This is a genomic window from Methylobacter tundripaludum (assembly GCF_002934365.1).
Classification (GTDB): domain Bacteria; phylum Pseudomonadota; class Gammaproteobacteria; order Methylococcales; family Methylomonadaceae; genus Methylobacter_A; species Methylobacter_A tundripaludum_A.
Window position 1 is genome coordinate 26,780 of record NZ_PTIY01000014.1, and the last position, 17,042, is coordinate 43,821.

A 17,042-nucleotide genomic window follows, 5' to 3' on the forward strand; every position below is an offset into this window, starting at 1 on the left:
GCATGTTGAAGCACGTTCGCAATTTGGGGTTGCGTATTGGCGAGTTCGACTCGCCAAATTTTGATACAAAGGAAATAGCGGCTTCGCTCGATATTCTGCACAAATATTTTGGTACAGATAGCTCTTCTATTCGTCCCCATCCTAACGAAGACATTATTCGCGATGAAATCCGCTCAATTGCTCCAAAGATCGCGACGCTGGCTGACACACTGATTGAAACTTTGGAAAGTTCCCACAGCGGCATATTTATTCCAAAATTTAAATTGGATACTTTTGATGTTGAAACGCGTAAATTTGTGTTGTACGCATTGACGCTATGCATGGGGCACCCTTCCGCTACCGATCAGGTCGATAATCGTATAATTTGGGATATAAAAGCACGAGACGAGCTTTTGCAACCGAACCATATACCCACTTACTCAGAACACGCAAATGAAGCCGAATTACATACCGATACCCAATATCACCCCGAGCCTGAACGTTATTTAATCCTGTACTTTATCAGGCAAGCTAACTGTGGCGGCGGGGCTTCGATATTGCGTGATTTCAATTCCATTAAACAAAATATGCGCCAAAGCGCTGAGGGAGCCTGGGCGGTTGATTATCTGGAGAAAACCAACTTACCCTTCCAGGTCCCTACCAGCTTTACATCCAACCGGCGCTCGGATAGCGTGGAAGTCACTATCGCCCCAATTTTCGGTACATTTCCGAGTATCCGTTACAGGCGCGATACTCTAAAAAGAGGGCTTCAGGCACGAACGGAATACGATACATCCGAGACACGCTATGCTGTCAATCTCTTAGAAAGAGAACTTCAAAATACAGAGTTGCTGGTCAAAAATACTTGTCATTCAGATGGTTTTTTAATGCTTAACAATCATGAAGCGCTACACGGCAGAGAATTGTTTACAGATCGAGATCGCTATGCTGTCAGAATACGCATTTCGAACAAAAATATTAATGCCGGAGTCGCTTAATGAATTTTCAATTTTTCACTTTTCTTAATAATGAAACGGGGGAAGTCAATTTCAAACTGATTTTAATGACCGCCACATCGGGGCTATCCAATACTTTGAATTTAGCGCTTATTAACGCATCCGTAGCATCGATGAAAGAGGGTGGCCCTTTTTGGCAACATTTTGTGATTTTCGGCATCAGTCTGACACTGTTCGTGTATTCCCTTCGATACATCCTCTACGAATCCAGCCGCATCGCTGAAAAAGCTGTCTGTAACATTCGCGCCCGGTTAGGAGATAAAATCCGTCGGTGTGATTTACAGTCGCTAGAAAAAATCGGTGAATCGGACATTCTAGCCCGTATCAGCCGGGATACCGGCATGATCAGCCAGACGACAAGACCGCTTTTTGCCGCTACCCAAGCCGCATTCATGGTTATATTTACCTTGTTGTACATTGCCGTAGAATCGCCGATTGCTGTTGTGCTATGCGGAATTATGATTCTATGTGGAGCTATTTTTTATATGAAGGATCGAGATGCCTATGAAAAAGGCCTGTCGGATTCATCGGACTCGGAAGATGAATTAGCCAAATCATTGACTGGTTTATTGAGAGGATTCAAGGAAATTAGAATCAATCAGAAAAAAAGCGATGCTGTATTTGCCGATTTTTGTGATATCGCATCAACCGTAAGCATCGTCCGCACTAAAGTTATGCAGTTGTATGCTGATACAGTGGTATTCATAGAAATGTTCTTCGTCATCCTTCTTGGCGGCGTTGTGTTTATACTCCCGGTCATTTCCAATGAGTTTGCAGGAACAGTCACTCAGATCGTAGCGGCGATTCTGTTTTTTTTTGGTCCGCTAGCAACTGTTATCATGATGTATCCTGTCTATATGCAGGCTAACATGACAGTGGACAATCTCTATCGTCTGGAAAGGGATTTGGACAGAGATCAAAAAGTCAAAAATGATTCACATAGCATTGTTCAACAGGAATTCAACGATTTTAAAACCATACGTTTTGATCAAGTCGGTTTTATCTATGCCGATCCCGATGGCTTACCCAGTTTTCAAATCGGCCCCATTACGACGACTGTAAACCGGGGGGAAATATTGTTTCTGATTGGTGGTAATGGGAGTGGTAAAACCAGTTTTATGAAACTTTTCACGTTACTCTATTTACCCACTTCCGGTACTATTTTTGTCGATGACCAGCCAATTGACGATGTCAATATCATTTCATATCGAAACCTTTTTTCAGCCATTTTCTCCGATTTTTATTTATTCGATAAACTATACGGTGTCGGTGATGTTCCGCCGGAACGTGTGCAAGAACTCTTAAAACTGATGGGCATTGCCCATAAAACCGGAATTAAAAACGGCTGCTTTACCAATACCAACTTATCAACCGGCCAACGCAAACGCTTGGCGCTGGTAATGGCTTATCTTGAAGACAAGCCTGTATATATCTTTGATGAAGTGGCTGCTGACCAAGATCCACAATTTCGCAGCTATTTCTACGAAACATTATTACCCGAACTCAAGGCGGCCGGCAAAACGATATTAGTTGTCTCTCACGACGACCGATATTTCCATGTAGCGGATCGGATTCTGCAAATGGATTACGGTCAGTTATTTGCCTACATGGATAAATGACATGACATCATTCAAAACTTCACGCATAAAAAAGAGTAAGCCGCTATGAGAAGTATCATAAACTGGTTTCAGAATCGTTACCGTGCCCTTGGGAACCTGGTAAGCCGTCAAGCTCCGTATATCGTCATTTTCATAGTCCTATTAAGTTTCGGTGCTGTGCTGTGTTTTGACAGAATCGTTATATCAGTCCACTCCGGGGAATTGGGGGTGCTCTGGCGGCGCTTAGGAGGGGGGACTGTGTTAGATACCGTCTACCATGAAGGACTTCATGTCATTCTTCCTATCAACAAAATGTATGTTTATAATGTCCGTAAACAGCAGTACACCGATTCCATAGAGACTTTAACCACTGATGGCTTATCTGTCCATGTCCAGTTTCAAGTCCGTTATTTCATCGCCCCAGACATGCTTCCCCTGCTCCATCAACGTATCGGCCCGGATTATGTCGATGTCATGATTCGTCCGGAAGTTCGAGCGGCAATCCGCACGGTCTTTGGTCAATATAAACCCGAAGAGATTTACAATAACCAGAAATCCAATCAAGAACGCATCAGCGAATTATCCAGAATACGCCTGGAAGCGGGTTATGTTTCATTGGACGATGTATTGATTGTGAGTATCACCTTGCCCGATAAAATATCGCAAGCCATTGAAAACAAAATGACATACCAACAAATTGACGGCGAATACGCTTACAGGTTATCAATAGCCCAAAAGGAAGCCAGTCGCAGAAAAATTGAAGCCGATAGTCTCGCTCTGTACAACACTACCTTAAAGTCCAGTCTAAGCCCTGATGTGCTTCGCTGGCGAGGCATAGCCGCAACTGAAGAGCTGGCAAAATCGAACAATGCCAAGACCATTGTAATTGGTTCAGGCGCTTCAGGATTGCCGATTATTCTGGGTAAAGAATAGAATTATGGACCGTCTTATTCGAGTGTTGTTTATTTTTGCCTTGATGACGTTTGTTTTTATTCAGCAAGGAAGATCGCTGGACAAATATGCTTTAAAACGGCAACAACATACCGAAAATTCACTTGCGCCCTTGACAGTCGGCGTCAGCTGGCCGTTCAATAAGGCGCAAGACGGCTTTGCTCAGGGCCTGGAGCTTGCCAAAGAGGAGATTGAGTCAAACGGGGGGCCACGAATTAAACTCATTATTAGAGATGACCAGAATGATTGGGAAACATCACGGAAGATTGCCCTTGAATTCGTAAGCAACCCGGACATGACGGCGGTAATTGGCTATCGTGATGACAGCATTGCAATTAGGGTGTCGGGTATTTATGAACAGGCGGAGCTTTTGCACATGATTGTAGGCGCCACAACTGCCAGCCTCACAGAGCATGATTTCGTTTATATCGTAAGAACCATCAACCCCATAGAAGACGATGTGGTCCCGCTGGTAAGGGCCGCGCCCAAATCAAATAATGGCGAGTTAAAATATGCAATGGTTTGGGAGGCGCAGGAACGCTCCAGTGAATTAGCCTATCAATATCAAATCGCTCAAAATAAAAATAATGGCGAATTGATTTATCAGAAACAATATGATCCCGAAACGATGGATATCCGGCATATAGTCAATGAACTGCGTGGCGCGGCCCCCGACGTTATTTATTTTTCGGGGTCTCCTGAAACTACCGGGGAATTTGTCCGCACTACACGAAACTTGGGAATTGACATCCCCATTACCTTGATCAGCAAAGGCATGAGTGAGTTGGAGAAAATTGCCGGTAAAAATGCAATGCGTAACATAATCTATTTGGATTTTTATGACAAAGATGCAAAAAATAAAGAGAATGTCTATTTCGTGGAAAAATTTTTGGCCCGTTTTGGCAAGTACCCTGACACATGGGCCGCACAAGGATATGATGCACTCAATATACTTGCCGGCGCCTCGCGTCTAAGCCATTCCAACTTTGCGCTTGATTTAGCCTCTGCAATAAAATTTTCCCATCCTTGGCATGGAGCCAATGGAATCTATCGTTTTGATCGAAAAGGCGAGTTAAGGTCTAAACCGGTTTTTGTACGTGTGCTAAACAGCAACGGTGAGCAAGAGGGGGATCTCAGGTAATGGATAGTTTGGCTTGTCAGCGAGATCGTGTGGTCAGTTGCCCCCCACAAAAATATTTGATGCACTCGATTCCGGCGTTATACGCCAAAAATCTCTTCCTAAAGAAACAAGTATAATGCTGGTAAAAATCTCCAGCGCATGTAGCTTCGTCTGGCTACGTCACGGCGATTCGTCTTAAATCGCATTCTTATCCAATGCCTTCAAATGTTTTAATTTTTCCTTAATCTTGATTTCCAGGCCTCTATCCACCGGTTGGTAATATTGCCTCCCTGCCAACTCATCGGGAAAATAATTCTCCCCGGCGGCATAAGCTTCCGGTTCGTTATGGGCATAACGATATTCCTTGCCGTAATCCAGCGATTTCATTAGTTTGGTCGGCGCATTTCTTAAATGAACCGGCACACCCAAACTGCCGCTTTGTCTGGCATCCGCCATCGCCGCGTTGTAAGCCATATAGACCGCGTTACTTTTCGGTGCGCAAGCCAAATAAACAACGGCTTGCGCCAAGGCTAACTCGCCTTCCGGACTGCCTAATCGCTCCTGGGCTTCCCAGGCGTTGATGCAAATCTGCAAGGCCCTTGGATCGGCATTGCCAATATCTTCGGAGGCCATCCTGACGATACGCCGGGCCAGATAGGATAAGTCACAACCGCCATCCATCATCCTGCACAACCAGTACAGCGAGGCATCGGGTGAACTGCCGCGCACGGATTTATGCAACGCCGAGATTTGGTTATAAAATTCTTCGCCCTGGTTATCGAAACGTCGCACGCCGCCAGACAGCACTTCTTTGGCAATCGCTTCATTAACCACCTGCCCTCCTTTTGCGGAGGCAAGCTCTACAGCGATTTCAAGCAAGTTGAGCAGTCTTCGGGCGTCACCGTCGGCAGCCTGAGCGAACTGCTGTTTAATGTCTGCGTTCATTTCGATCGCCAAGCCGCCCAAGCCTCGCACTTTGTCGGTCAGCGCTTTATCGATCACGGCCAATAAATCATCAGCCGTTAAAGCATTAAGCACGTAGACCCGCGCCCGCGACAATAACGCATTGTTCAGCGCAAAAGACGGATTTTCAGTCGTCGCACCGACAAAATAAACCGTGCCGTCTTCGACATGCGGCAGGAAAGCATCCTGTTGCGACTTGTTAAAACGATGCACCTCATCGACGAATAAAATAGTGCGCCGATGTTGTTCCAGTTGGATTTTTTTTGCTTCCGCAACCGCCGCCCGTATTTCTTTAACGCCGGACAACACTGCCGAAATCGGCATAAACTCGGCGTCGGAATGATGGGCGATGATGCGCGCAAGCGTGGTTTTTCCGGTTCCCGGCGGCCCCCAGAAAATCATCGAGTGCAGGCGACCCGTGGCAATAGCCTCGTAGAGCGGCTTGCCCGGCTTCAGAATATGTTGTTGACCGACGTAATCGGCTAATTCTGTTGGCCGCATCCGGTCGGCCAAGGGCGTGGTTAAGTCATCAAATAGCATAAGAGCCGGCTAAAGGCAAAAGACGAAAGGCTAACGGTACATACAGCTTGCGCCTTTTGCCTATATCAATCCGAGAAAACATCGACACCCTTGGGCGCATTAAACTCAAACAAAGTCTGTTTTAACGGCGGATTCAAAATAACATTGGAAAAATAAATACGCGTGAGCTGACCGAAATTGTCACTCAACTCCATGCCGCCCAGTGAATCGTTATTCAAGCCGATCAACACATATTTAAAACTGCTTTCCTGGTTTTTGGGTAATAACTTTACCCACATCAAGTCGCCGTCAACCCCCTGGTGTTCCATCGTGAAGTTATCATCCAGCGATATTTCGCCGCTTAGCAGCAATGCCGGCGTCGACCCCACCGATTCGTCCAGTTTTTTAACGGTGACTTGTTCCAGGTCGGTATCGTAAAACCAGACTTTACCGGACGTAGAGACAATCTGTTGTTGAAAAGGTTTTAAATAATCCCAGCGAAATTTACCCGGCCGTTGCAGATAGAAGACACCGTAACTGGTTTGGGTAGGATTGCCCGCTTCATTAATCAATACCTGTTTAAAATCGGCAGTCAGTGATTTTGTATTCTTTAAAAACGCCTTCAACTGCCTGACCGGTTTGTCTTCCGCATGGCCCGGAGCATTAAACAGCATCATGGCGATCAAACCGGCGAAAATTGTAATTTTACTCATAAATACCAATACCTTTGTTTAGTTATCCGGTAACAAATTATTAATCATCGTTTCAATTTGATTAACAGGTGAATCGACGCACGGTGAAGATTCTTCGGGCGCCGAACCGATAATGAAGGGATATTCCTTCGCTCCAAAGCAATTTTCATTCGCCAGTAAGCCGTTGGCCGGATCAACCCAAGCCATCTTGATATTATCGGGAGGAATCAGGGTCACCGGCTGGGTTGAAACCTGCTTCATTAATGAAGTCCAGACTTGCAAAGCGCCGCTTGCTCCCGTCAATCCGGCCGGCTTGTTGTCGTCCCGGCCAATCCAGACTACGGCCAAATAATCTCCGGTGTAACCGGCAAACCAGCTGTCTTTTGAATCATTGGTCGTGCCGGTTTTACCGACCAAGCCATAATTTTCCGGAAACGATGAATATGCTGAACGTCCGGTACCTTCATGCATGACTTCCTGCAATATGGTGTTAACAATATAAGTGACCGATGGATCGAGCACCTGTCTTACCGTAAACGGATAACTTTGCAGGCGTGTGCCGTCGGCCGCGACGACCGCACGAATACCTTTTAACGGCGTTGCAAAACCGTCACCGGCCAACGTTTGGTAAATCTGGGTGACTTCCATCGGCGTTAAGTGCGCTGCTCCCAGCAGAAGCGATGGAAACAGGTCAACCGGCCGGGTAATGCCCATGCTTCTTAATGTTTTTGCGACCCTGGCCACTCCTATATCCATCCCTATCCGAACGGTAGCCAGATTGTAAGAGTGGGCCAATGCAGTATGGAAACCTACCGTACCATGCTCTTGGTGATCGTAGTTGCTGGGGCTCCAATCGTTGCCTCCCGCTCCCTTAACCACAATCGCCGTATCGCTGACCGGCGTGGTAATGGTGTACTTGTCAGGATACTCCAACGCGGTCAAATACACGACCGGCTTAATTAATGAGCCGATCGGCCTGACCGCATCCATAGCGCGATTAAATCCGGCGGCGGATTGCTCACGACCACTCATCAACGCGGCTATTTCACCACTGTCCCTACGCGTCACCACTGCGGCGGCTTCAAGTTCGTTCGCTTTAGGCAGCTTTTCCAGCTGATTCAGCTTTTTAGTCGCCGTTTCCTCCAGCGCATCCTGAACCCGCGTATCCAGTGTGGTAAAAATTCTCAGCCCTTCGGAAGTTAAATCTTCCTCCTTATAATCCTGTCTTAATTGCCGCTTGACCAAATCAAGAAAACCCGGATAGCGGTTGGTTGACCGGTGGGTATTGGCAATTACGTTTAAAGGCTTTGCTCTTGCCTCGTCCGCCTGTTTTTTAGTGATATAACCTTCCGCTTCCATCTCTTCCAGCACCAGATTGCGCCGTTGCAGGGAGCGATCGGCATAACGCCGTGGATCATATTCGGAGGGTCCGCGAACCAACGCAATCAACGAGGCGATATGTTCCAACGGCAAGTCCTTTAAAGAACTGCCGAAATAGAATTCGCTGGCCAGGCCAAAGCCATGTACAGCGCTGGCGCCATCCTGGCCCAGATAGATTTCATTCAAATAGGCTTCCAGAATCTCGTCTTTGCTGTAGCGATATTCCAGAATCAGCGCCATCAAAGCTTCTTTTACTTTACGCGACAAGCTACGCTCAGAGGTCAGATAAAAGTTCTTAACCAGTTGCTGAGTGATCGTGCTGCCGCCTTGCACCATATGCCCGGCCAGTACATTCATCCACATTGCCCTGGCAATGCCTTTAAATGAAATGCCGATGTGCTGATAAAAGTCCCGGTCTTCTGAAGCCAACAAGCCCTTAATCAGTGCATCCGGCGCTTCTTCCAGCTTAATTAAAATCCGGTCTTCCTTTATGGTGGGGTATAAGCTGCCGATTTGCACCGGATCCAGGCGCACAATGGCAAGGTCTTTGGTTTGCGACGCATCAACGATATTGGCAATGCCTGACGCGGTAAAATTCACCCGGATAACACTGCTGGGTTGGGTTTGATCCCAAAAGGTAAACGCCCTGGTTTTTACGCTGATTTGCGAGCCGCTTTTAAAATACGTGCCTTCCGAAGACAGCTGCGCATCATGACGGTAATGCAGCGTTTGCAACAACTCTTCAAACTTCGCGGCCGTCAGGTTATAACCGGCATAGAGTTCTACCGGACTGGCATAAACCCTGGCCGGAATAGCCCAGCGTTTACCTTCAAATTGGGTACGCACGTTATAATCCAGGTAGCCCAAATAACTTGCCAATAAAAACGCAAATCCGGCCATAAAAACCAGTACTGAATTTCTAAACCAATGTGAAGTCGATTTTTTGGGGGTTGGTTTTTTCGTGTCGTATCGACCTGATCCGCGTTTTCTTGTTTTTTCTGCCATAACCTCTTACAACATTCTTTTAATTAGCGTCTGCTATTATACATAGGAGGATTGCCCGAATCAGCAACCATCTGTTATCCGTATAAAAAACCGCGTTGCCATGCATTATTTCTGCCCACTGATGGTCCTTGCGACCGCGCTATGTGATCAGCACAATTTTTCCTGTGCTATGCCCGGTTTCTATCAGCTCATGGGCTTTCGCGGCTTCTGCCAGCGACAACTGTTTGCCGATATGGGTTTTTAATTGCCCTTTCTCAAGCCACTGCGCGCATTGGTTTAAAATTTCAACGTGTTTGTCTCTTGCCTCCGGCAAATCCCTAAGCATCGGCGTTAACATCAGCTCAAAGCCTATCAATAAATTGCGTATTCTGGCTTCAGCCAGATTCAGCTCACCCGGATCAAGCAAGGTCACCAGACGACCGAAGTGCGCTGTCGCCTGGATGCTTTGTTTAAACACTTCGGCTCCCACCGTATCAAAAACCAAGTCCGCGCCTTTACCGTCAGTAAGTTCATTGACTGCATCGGCAAAACCGCCTTTGGTATAACGGATGACTTCATCAGCACCCAACGCTTGGACGAATTCAGCTTTCTGTTCTGAACTCACCGTAGTAATCACTCGTGCGCCTTTCAGTTTTGCCAACTGTATCGCCACATGCCCTACCCCACCGGCTCCGGCGTGAATCAATACGGTTTGCCCTGATTGCAATCCGCCGCGATCGATCAGACCGCCCCACGCGGTAATCAGCACCAGCGGCAATGCAGCAGCCTCGGTAAATGAGCTGGTTTCCGGCATCAAACTGACCCAACGTTGATCCAGTACGTTATATTCGGCGTAATTGCCCTGTTCACGGCCTAACCCACCGTGGCAAAACCAGACTTTGTCGCCCGGTTTGAATCGGCTGACTGCACTGCCTGTTTCAACAACCTCCCCTGCTCCGTCGCAGCCCAATACCGCAGGCAGTGGATTATCGTAAAGCAAGCCGTTACGCCTGATTTTGGTGTCGACAGGATTGACGCCAGCGGCTTTAAGCCTGACCTTAACTTGTGTTGCCGTAGAGATCTCCGGCTCAGCAATATCCTGTAATTCCAAAACATCGGGATTACCGATTGCGGTCATCATTATCGCTTTCATATTTTTAACCTTTTTTGAGTAATTGAAAATGTACAGACATCTGTCTTAATGAGCGCTGAATCATCACGTACTCTTAATCAGCCAGCCATTGCCGGCGATAATCCTGATAATCATAATGTTTCAATTTTTTTACCCGCAGGGAGTTGCTGACATAAATATCCGGCAGATTGTAACCATTAAAGCGGTTTGCCTTGATCAGGGTGTAGGCGCCGACGTTGTTAAAAACCACTTTATCGCCTACTGCCAAAGGCGCTTTAAAACAATATTTGCCAAATACATCCCCAGCCAGGCAGGTGCAGCCCGCCAAAATAGCGCTATATTGTCCGTCGGGATCATGTTCGTGCAATTCGGGCTGACGCTGATACTCGAACACTTCGGGATGGTGATTGATTGAAGTGTCCAGTATGGCAATAGTTTCACCGTCGCTGACAAAACGATCAATCACTGTCGCCACTAAATGCCCTGCTTGGCCTACAATCGCTTTGCCCGGCTCGATATAAACCTCAAGGCCGAAATCGTTTTTCAGTTTTTTTACCAGCTCAATAAACGGCCGGTGATCTTCAATTTGGCCGAACAAATAGCCGCCTCCGAGATTCAACCATTCCAGTTCAGCCAATCCTATCCCCAAATAGTGTTGGAGTTTTTCAACGGTTTTAATCAACGGGGTAAAATCGGTTGACGAAAAAACATTATGAATATGCAAGCCCTGAATTTGATCCAGACCAATCGATCGACTCAACTCTTCAATCGCCACCCCCAGTTTTGAATGCTGCCGACAAGGGTCAAACCGATCGTCATGCAGAAAAGACAGCTTTGGATTAATCCTCAGGCCGATTGAGGTCAGTGCCCCAGCCGTCTCGGCATAGCGTTGATATTGCGTCAAAGAATTGAAGCTAATGTGTGAACACAGCAAACTTAACTCGTCCAGTTCGTCCGTCTTTATGCCTGGCGTGGTCAAATGAATAGAGCCTTGTCCTGATAAAACCTCGCCGGCCAGCCTGGCCTCGAATAAGGAACTGGCCGAAAAGCCGTCAACAAAAGGTTTCGCCATGTCCAGCACAGCGGAAAAAGGCAATGCTTTTATCGAATATAAAACCTTGCAGCCGCACTGATTCCTCAGGTCGGCTAACATTGCCAACGCCTTGGCAGCTTCTGTTTCATCCAAAACAAAAGCCGGCGAGGAATAAACACTGTCTTTCAGTACTTGGAAATCCATCAACGGGAAAACTGCCGTCCTTTGCCGGCATAAAGCGTTTTTTCGGTCATTACATAATCCATAGCCACATCATGAGCATCGGCAACGACTTGCTCAACTAACTGCGATTCAAAACAAACGCCGACCAACACCGCATCGGCCCTGACATTCTTCAATAAGCGGTCATAATAACCCGCGCCATTGCCAAGGCGCCCTCCATTTCGATCAAAAGCCACACCCGGCACCATGATGCAATCGAGTTCTCCTGGGTCAACTTCTTTCCCCGGCTCCCCCCATCGTTGTTTGGGGGGCTCCAAAATCCCCCACGTTCCCTGTATTAGCTCGACAAAACTCTCCAGTCTCCACAAGCCTAATTTGTTATGCCCCTGCTCATCTTTAGTACAGTAAGGGATGACGATACGCTTACCCGTTGCCAGTTCGTCTGACAATGCCTGTCGAGTCCTTACTTCTGAGCGACAATGGTTATACCACATGATTGTTTTTGCCTGCCGGTAAATCGGTTGCGCAATAAATCGGGAGCAAATGAGCCTGCTGAGCTCATCCTTATCTATTTGCCCATTGCGTGCATCGTAAATTTTGCGGCGCTGTTGATTTTTCAGATCATTCATCCGCACCTCGTACCATACCCAAAACACATAAAATTGTTTGGATGATACACAGATTCATCATCGGTTTAAAACTCAAATAGGTAAGGACATTTTTATTCTGCTGCTTTTTCTTTTATACTTGTCCGATAATTCATAAGGAGAGATCATGGAAAAGCCATTCATTTTACACATGCTAACCACAGCCAAAAACCTTAGTCCATTTGATGTCAATATGGCATTGGATGCTGGCTGGGTTTCCGCACTACCCTATATCAATGTTGAGCCTAGCGAAGTCCAGGGTCTGGTGCAGGATGCCATTTTTTCCCGCAGCCCCAAAAACTTAAAACGCACGGGGATATTCATTGGCGGACGCGATACCAAACAAGCGATGGATATGCTGAAAACTGCCAAACGCTCCATGTTTGCTCCTTTTGAAGTTTCCGTGTTCGCCGATCCTAGCGGCGCATTTACCACTGCGGCAGGCATGGTTTCTGCCGTTGAACGCGAATTAATGACTAAATTCGACACCACGTTGGAAGGAAAAAATATTCTAGTTTTGGGCGGAACCGGTCCTGTCGGCCAAGTGGTTGCAGTAATTGCCGCTCAAGGTGGGGCGCACGTCAAGCTTATCGGTCGTCAATTGGATAAGGCTCAAGCCATTGCCGACATGTGCAACAATGAATTTGGCGAAGGTAAAATTAACATTGAAGCCGGTGCCGATGCGAATAAAGGTGAATATATCAAAACAGCTGATGTTGTTTTTGCAACCGGCGCGGCGGGCATTGAATTATTAAGTGCTGAACTCATCGCATCGGCCCCTCAACTTAAAGTCGCCGCCGATGTTAACGCAGTGCCGCCATCAGGTATCGCGGGCGTTGACGCTTTCCATAACGGAACCCCCATTGAAGGCTCAATCAGCGGTGCTGTCGGCTTGGGCGCTATGGCAATTGGTAATATTAAGTATCAAACCCAGATCCTCTTATTGAAAAAAATGATCAGCAGCGAAAAACCTGTTTACCTGCATTTCGAGCACGCCTTTGAAACCGCCAGAGAATATATTAAATCAAATGCTTAAGTCTAACTTCTCGAATTAACCTGCATAACGATAACAAGGAACTCTAATGGCGAAACGCAGCATTCTTCACATGCTTGATCCCATGCCGAACAACAGCCCATTCGACATTAATATGGCACTGGATGCGGGTTTTGATGTGCTTATTCCCTATAACAACGTCAAACTGGATAGCGTTTACGGCCTGACTCAAGACGCAACTTTCTCCCGCAGCCCATCAGGCGTTAAGCGCACCGGCATTTTTATTGGCGGCCGCGACTTAGGTCTAGCCATGGACATGCTGAAGACAAGCAAGCAAGCCATGGTTTCGCCTTTTGAAGTATCGGTTTTTGCCGACCCCAGCGGCGCTTTCACCACAGCAGCAGCATTAGTCACCTGTGCAGAGAAAGAACTGAAAGCAAAACACAACAAAGAACTGAAAGAGTGTTCAATTGTTATTTTTGGCGGAACAGGTCCTGTGGGTATTGCGACAGGCATTATTGCCTCGTTAGCCGGCGCCGATGTGACATTAACCGACCACTTATCGGCTGATACGGCTTTGGACGTTGCTAAAGCCTACAATCGTCGTTTTAATTGCACTCTCAAAGGAGCCTTGGCCAATTCAGAAGCCGATAAAGTTCAACTGGTTGCTAATACCGATATTATTTTTTGCACGGCCAAAGCAGGCATTCAAGTTTTAAGTGCCGGGGTGCTAAAAGAAGCAACACAGCTAAAAGTAGCTGGCGATGTTAACGCAGTTCCACCTTTTGGCATAGAGGGCGTCAAAAACGACGATTGCGGCGCCCCCTTAAGTCACGCGACAAAGGCTCCAGGCGCAGTAGGCATTGGTGCTTTAGCCATAGGAAATGTTAAATTTCAACTACAGCATGAATTATTAGAAGCAATGCTGGGACCTGAACAGCCGTTGTATATTGACTTTAGATATGCGTTTAACAAAGCCAGAGAAATGCAATTCGGCCCCACTATAGACTAGAATAACAAGCAATTTGCGAGTTAAGCTAACCGATAACTCAGGATTCCCGTTAAAAATTATGGGAACCTGAGTTGTTAAATCAAAGCATCATCAATATAGCCGAATTTAATTGCCAATCGAATTAATTCGACATCATTTTTTACGTGCAGTTTGCCGTAAAGACGATAGCGGTAAGTGTTTACCGTTTTATCACTGAGAAGCAACATTTCAGACATTTCTTTGATGGTTTTTCCCTGAAGAATTAAAGTAACAACTTCAGCTTCTCTTTGGGATAGCGCCGAAAATGGCGATTCATTACCCCCCGGCAAACTTTGAAACGCCAGGTTATTGGCAACTTCGGAACACAGATAACGTTTACCCTCCATTACCTTCCGAATGGCGTTAACCATCTCATCGACCGGGGATCCCTTAGAAACAAAACCTAAAACGCCAAGCTTGAGCAATTGATGAGGGATAGGACCGTCATTACGAACAGATACCGCAATGATCTTTACTTCAGGATCTTGTTGCAGGATTCTACGACAGGCTTCCACACCACCTATTCCGGGCATGTTAACATCCATCAACACAACATCCGGGGACAACGTAACAACCGCATCGACAGCTTTCTCACCCGATTCAGCCACACCGATAACCGTAATATCTTCGGCATCGTTTAATAATGCCTCAATTCCGGTTCGAACGAGCTCATGATCATCAACAAGCAGGACACTAATCATAACTTTTTCCATTCCTTTATTGGTTAATTATAAAACAGTTCGCTACATAAAAATGATCGCATTCCTGTTTTCCAAGATTATCAATACGCATTATATATCCGTATTTACACATAAAGTAGATTTAGCTGCATCGATGTAATATGATTTTACCAGATCAAAAACCATGAATACCCGCAGAATCAACATGTTCTGATATTATTGCAAAATGAAATTCAAAAAGACATCTCTACAAGCACTCCCAAAAAAAGTTAACTACTCAACAGCTGTAGGTATTTTCCTCAGCATTATTCTATTCCTTTTCATTGTTATATTTGCTGCAAATGACCCGCTTTCTTTTCTAAATCTGACAGGTTTTGTGATTGTTATTGGCGGCACGATTGCCGCTATCTTCTTAAGCTACCCTTTAAGAGACATTAAACACAGCTTGAAATCGCTCAAACTTATTTTCTTTTATGAGAGCTTAAATCCGCAACGAGAGGCCAATGAAATTATTACGGTTTCTCGAATGTGGTTTAACCGAGACAAACTCGCAATAGAAAACATTATCGACAGCATCAACAACCCTTATTTGAAAACAGGTTTCCAGCTTGTCGTAGACAATACGCCGGTAGAAGATATTCTAGCATTGCTCAAATGGCGCATTGCCCGCTTAAGAGCCAAAGAAAAAACCGAGGCTAATATATTTTATAGTCTGGCCGCCTACTCTCCGGCGTTTGGTATGCTGGGTACCCTGATAGGCATGATCAACATGCTGCAAATTATTGAGCTTAAAGACATAGCGGGCATAAGTTACAACATGGGGACTGCGTTAATTACAACCTTTTACGGCCTCATTATGGCTAATCTCGTTTTTCACCCTATCGCCATAAAACTGGAAAGACGTACCGAACAGCGCATCATGATCATGAGTATGGTCATGGAAGGCATTACACTGATAGCTGATCGCCGTAGCCCATCATTTATACGGGAAACACTCAAATCATTCATTATGCACTACGATAATGAATTAAAAGACTAAGCGTCCAACTTATCAGCACTGTAAATGAGTAAAGCCCCATTTTCAAAATTACAATCCTCCTTATCCTTAGAGGATCTACTTAACCAGCCGAGTAATCGCAACCCGCAAAACTGGCTGCTAACCTATCTGGATGTCTTTGTCCTGATCGTCATGTTGGTAATTACATTAATTACTGTCAGCGACATTAATACGGAACAAAAACCAACAACCCGTAAACCTAAAAAAGCACCTGTCATGGCATGTCAAACTATTGCTGCGCCTGTCTTCGTAAGCTGCCCACCCTCCGTTTTTATTGAAAATCCGCCTATCCAACAAATCATGCTCACTGAACAGATAGCCGAGATCAAGACTGAATCCAAAGAAAGCAGCATTGTTACCCCTACACCCACTAATACGCCAGAAATTAAAACCGAAACCACAATAAACCCTCCGCCAAAACCGACCGACATCGACTCAACAGATGAAAATAAATTACACCAACAGTTAACTAAAACAATTGATGAGTTTGGTCTTAACAAGGCCGTCAATATAAAAATCGCTCAAGGCTATGCGCAGCTTGAGATTCAGGACAAAGTATTATTTAAATCCTCAGAGGCGGCGCTAACGGCGTCTGGAGAGTCATTATTAAAGCGCCTTACGCCTTTATTGAAACAGGCGGTCGGTCTGATTCTAATTGAAGGACATACAGACAACATTCCCATTAAAACCGCCCAATTTCCATCCAATTGGGAGCTGGGTTCTTCCCGAGCCACCAGTGTCCTGCATTTTCTGGTCTCGCAACAACTCGACACCAGCCGCTTACGAGCCATCACATACGCAGACACCATGCCTATAGCCGATAATTCAACACCGGAAGGAAGAGAAAAAAATCGCCGCGTTAATATCTTGATAAAATTTTCAGAACACTGAAACAAGCAGCTTTCTTGGGAAGAGGGCCCGAACATAAGAGAATATAATCAGCAGGTTCGGCTTCGATATTTTTAAATATTAACGATTAGACGCCAAAACTGACACCTTTTCTATCCTCGTATTTAACAAAATAACGCATCATTACTGTATCATATACTTCTAAACAACCTTAAAAAACGCCATATCTTGTCTA

The 17,042-nt window shown here is 45.9% G+C and carries 15 protein-coding genes; 8 read left to right on the forward strand and 7 right to left on the reverse strand.

The window, feature by feature from the left end; genetic code table 11:
• Positions 1-2 precede the first annotated feature (2 nt).
• Genes B0F88_RS15390 through B0F88_RS15405 form a run of 4 tightly spaced genes read left to right on the forward strand, consistent with a single transcriptional unit; the run spans position 3 to position 4,685 of the window.
• Complete coding sequence (locus B0F88_RS15390) at positions 3-977, forward strand: TauD/TfdA family dioxygenase (RefSeq protein ID WP_104424825.1); 975 nt, start codon at positions 3-5, stop codon at positions 975-977.
• Complete coding sequence (locus tag B0F88_RS15395) at positions 977-2,614, forward strand: cyclic peptide export ABC transporter (protein WP_104424826.1); 1,638 nt, start codon at positions 977-979, stop codon at positions 2,612-2,614. The genes B0F88_RS15390 and B0F88_RS15395 overlap by 1 nt, the downstream gene beginning before the upstream one ends.
• A 45-nt stretch (positions 2,615-2,659) precedes the next feature.
• A complete protein-coding gene (locus B0F88_RS15400; protein ID WP_104424827.1) occupies positions 2,660-3,526 on the forward strand; it encodes a prohibitin family protein in 867 nt (288 codons plus the stop codon).
• 4 nt (positions 3,527-3,530) lie between these two features.
• Positions 3,531-4,685 carry an ABC transporter substrate-binding protein gene (locus tag B0F88_RS15405; RefSeq protein WP_104424828.1) on the forward strand — a complete coding sequence of 385 codons (1,155 nt, stop codon included), beginning with the start codon at positions 3,531-3,533 and terminating at the stop codon, positions 4,683-4,685.
• A gap of 174 nt (positions 4,686-4,859) precedes the next feature.
• On the opposite strand, the gene B0F88_RS15410 is transcribed toward B0F88_RS15405, so the two are convergent.
• From B0F88_RS15410 to B0F88_RS15435, 6 genes are all read right to left on the reverse strand, one after another.
• Complete coding sequence (locus B0F88_RS15410) at positions 4,860-6,167, reverse strand: replication-associated recombination protein A (protein WP_104424829.1); 1,308 nt, start codon at positions 6,165-6,167, stop codon at positions 4,860-4,862.
• Between the two features lie 65 nt (positions 6,168-6,232).
• Positions 6,233-6,859: an outer membrane lipoprotein chaperone LolA gene (gene lolA, locus B0F88_RS15415; protein ID WP_104424830.1), complete on the reverse strand. Its 627-nt coding sequence runs from the start codon at positions 6,857-6,859 to the stop codon at positions 6,233-6,235.
• Positions 6,860-6,877: 18 nt separating this feature from the next.
• Positions 6,878-9,223, reverse strand: coding sequence for a penicillin-binding protein 1B (gene mrcB / locus B0F88_RS15420; protein WP_104424831.1), 2,346 nt, complete (start codon positions 9,221-9,223; stop codon positions 6,878-6,880).
• A 139-nt stretch (positions 9,224-9,362) separates the two neighbouring features.
• Positions 9,363-10,355 carry a zinc-dependent alcohol dehydrogenase family protein gene (locus B0F88_RS15425; RefSeq protein ID WP_104424832.1) on the reverse strand — a complete coding sequence of 331 codons (993 nt, stop codon included), beginning with the start codon at positions 10,353-10,355 and terminating at the stop codon, positions 9,363-9,365.
• 73 nt (positions 10,356-10,428) lie between these two features.
• Positions 10,429-11,571 (reverse strand): carboxynorspermidine decarboxylase, encoded by a 1,143-nt coding sequence (locus tag B0F88_RS15430; protein ID WP_104424833.1) that lies wholly within the window; start codon positions 11,569-11,571, stop codon positions 10,429-10,431.
• Entirely contained in the window at positions 11,571-12,179 is a 609-nt protein-coding gene (locus tag B0F88_RS15435; protein WP_104424834.1) for a 5-formyltetrahydrofolate cyclo-ligase, read from the reverse strand. Before B0F88_RS15435 ends, B0F88_RS15430 begins: the two co-directional genes overlap by 1 nt.
• 145 nt (positions 12,180-12,324) lie before the next feature.
• On the opposite strand from B0F88_RS15435, the gene B0F88_RS15440 reads away from it, so the two are divergent.
• Entirely contained in the window at positions 12,325-13,233 is a 909-nt protein-coding gene (locus tag B0F88_RS15440) for an NADP-dependent methylenetetrahydromethanopterin/methylenetetrahydrofolate dehydrogenase (RefSeq protein WP_104424835.1), read from the forward strand.
• A 46-nt stretch (positions 13,234-13,279) separates the two neighbouring features.
• Complete coding sequence (locus B0F88_RS15445; RefSeq protein WP_104424836.1) at positions 13,280-14,203, forward strand: NAD(P)-dependent methylenetetrahydromethanopterin dehydrogenase; 924 nt, start codon at positions 13,280-13,282, stop codon at positions 14,201-14,203.
• A 74-nt stretch (positions 14,204-14,277) separates the two neighbouring features.
• Here the strand turns inward: B0F88_RS15445 and B0F88_RS15450 are convergent, their stop codons facing one another.
• A complete protein-coding gene (locus B0F88_RS15450) occupies positions 14,278-14,922 on the reverse strand; it encodes a response regulator (RefSeq protein WP_104424884.1) in 645 nt (214 codons plus the stop codon).
• Between the two features lie 205 nt (positions 14,923-15,127).
• Between B0F88_RS15450 and B0F88_RS15455 the strand changes: the two genes are divergently transcribed.
• Both B0F88_RS15455 and B0F88_RS15460 read left to right on the forward strand, forming a co-directional pair.
• Entirely contained in the window at positions 15,128-15,940 is an 813-nt protein-coding gene (locus B0F88_RS15455; RefSeq protein ID WP_104424837.1) for a motility protein A, read from the forward strand.
• Positions 15,941-15,964: 24 nt separating this feature from the next.
• The gene (locus tag B0F88_RS15460; protein WP_104424838.1) at positions 15,965-16,849 is read left to right on the forward strand and encodes an OmpA family protein; all 885 of its coding nucleotides are present in this window, start codon (positions 15,965-15,967) and stop codon (positions 16,847-16,849) included.
• Positions 16,850-17,042 lie beyond the last annotated feature (193 nt).

Coding starts and splice junctions, on each gene's coding strand:
- B0F88_RS15390 (WP_104424825.1), top strand. CDS start 3: ATGTTGAAGCACGTTCGCAATTTGGGGTTGCGTATTGGCGAGTTCGAC.
- B0F88_RS15395 (WP_104424826.1), top strand. CDS start 977: ATGAATTTTCAATTTTTCACTTTTCTTAATAATGAAACGGGGGAAGTC.
- B0F88_RS15400 (WP_104424827.1), top strand. CDS start 2,660: ATGAGAAGTATCATAAACTGGTTTCAGAATCGTTACCGTGCCCTTGGG.
- B0F88_RS15405 (WP_104424828.1), top strand. CDS start 3,531: ATGGACCGTCTTATTCGAGTGTTGTTTATTTTTGCCTTGATGACGTTT.
- B0F88_RS15410 (WP_104424829.1), bottom strand. CDS start 6,167: ATGCTATTTGATGACTTAACCACGCCCTTGGCCGACCGGATGCGGCCA.
- lolA (WP_104424830.1), bottom strand. CDS start 6,859: ATGAGTAAAATTACAATTTTCGCCGGTTTGATCGCCATGATGCTGTTT.
- mrcB (WP_104424831.1), bottom strand. CDS start 9,223: ATGGCAGAAAAAACAAGAAAACGCGGATCAGGTCGATACGACACGAAA.
- B0F88_RS15425 (WP_104424832.1), bottom strand. CDS start 10,355: ATGAAAGCGATAATGATGACCGCAATCGGTAATCCCGATGTTTTGGAA.
- B0F88_RS15430 (WP_104424833.1), bottom strand. CDS start 11,571: ATGGATTTCCAAGTACTGAAAGACAGTGTTTATTCCTCGCCGGCTTTT.
- B0F88_RS15435 (WP_104424834.1), bottom strand. CDS start 12,179: ATGAATGATCTGAAAAATCAACAGCGCCGCAAAATTTACGATGCACGC.
- B0F88_RS15440 (WP_104424835.1), top strand. CDS start 12,325: ATGGAAAAGCCATTCATTTTACACATGCTAACCACAGCCAAAAACCTT.
- B0F88_RS15445 (WP_104424836.1), top strand. CDS start 13,280: ATGGCGAAACGCAGCATTCTTCACATGCTTGATCCCATGCCGAACAAC.
- B0F88_RS15450 (WP_104424884.1), bottom strand. CDS start 14,922: ATGATTAGTGTCCTGCTTGTTGATGATCATGAGCTCGTTCGAACCGGA.
- B0F88_RS15455 (WP_104424837.1), top strand. CDS start 15,128: ATGAAATTCAAAAAGACATCTCTACAAGCACTCCCAAAAAAAGTTAAC.
- B0F88_RS15460 (WP_104424838.1), top strand. CDS start 15,965: ATGAGTAAAGCCCCATTTTCAAAATTACAATCCTCCTTATCCTTAGAG.